The 902-nt window shown below is 58.9% G+C and carries 2 protein-coding genes; one reads left to right on the top strand and one right to left on the bottom strand.

Features of this window, described 5'->3' with window-relative positions; genetic code table 11:
• The first annotated feature begins 146 nt into the window (after positions 1-146).
• Positions 147-338, top strand: a complete 192-nt coding sequence (locus JZX87_RS31035; protein ID WP_183688166.1) for a CsbD family protein — start codon at positions 147-149, stop codon at positions 336-338.
• A 129-nt stretch (positions 339-467) separates the two neighbouring features.
• On the opposite strand, the gene JZX87_RS31030 is transcribed toward JZX87_RS31035, so the two are convergent.
• A partial coding sequence (locus JZX87_RS31030; protein ID WP_206829655.1) for a hypothetical protein occupies positions 468-902 on the bottom strand: 435 nt, incomplete at its 5' end.

Raw genomic sequence — 902 nt, 5'->3', positions numbered from 1 at the left:
GCCAGCTGAATTGGGAACGATGTGGCTCCCCGAGTGTTCACTCACCAAGCGGATCGTTAAACGGTCTGGTAATGGACTTCCCCGGCAGATGACCGGATAGCGACTTGGAAGACCGTGCGTCCCCGCTCGATACAGGAGATCCCATTATGGGTTCCACAGCTGATAAAGTTTCCGGCAAGGCGAATGAAATGACCGGCAAGGCAAAGCAGGCCGTTGGCGGCGCCACCGACAACAACAAGCTCCAGGCAAAGGGTGCCGCCCAGGAAGCAAAGGGTGATGCACAGCAGGCCAAGGGTGAAGCCAAGGACGCGGTGGAAAAGGTCGTCGACAAGACCTGATCGTTCCTGCCACAGAATGAGTGATGGCCCGCAAACGCGGGCCATTTTTTATGTCACTCTGGCAAAGGCTCGGCAGCTTCTGGGCCGCCCGCGGGCTGGTCGGTTGGTTTGGCCACTTCACCTGCAGGGCTATTTGTCTCTGCCGCCGGATTGCCTCTGCCGCTGGACGCCACCGGCTGACGTGTCGCGTGTCTCCTGCGTAGGGCTCCGCAATGTTTGACGCCCTTCGCCGGTGTCCGCATCGCTGATAGACGGCGGATGGAGAAAGACCTCACGCTTCTCGCGTTCGCCCAAGGCCTCGACGTTCGCTTGCCAGAATGCGTCAGCGTCCATCGGGTCCATTTCCCATTCGCGACTATTGGCGATGTTGTCGTCCACTTTCGCCAGCCGTCTGCCACCTAACTCCAGATATCCCATCGCTGTATCGTAAGATGGTGTCTGCAAACTATCGTTGGGCTGCGGGTCAAGATCTTCCGTCCTGCCCAGGATCTGCAGGAGCGAGTCGTGCTCGGGCTTGCCGACGCTCACCTCAAGAAACCGATCTATGGTGCTCCTGGTTTCATG

The organism is Agrobacterium sp. Ap1 (assembly GCF_017313375.1).
GTDB lineage: Bacteria > Pseudomonadota > Alphaproteobacteria > Rhizobiales > Rhizobiaceae > Neorhizobium > Neorhizobium cellulosilyticum.
This window is presented reverse-complemented; position numbering and strand designations above follow the sequence as displayed.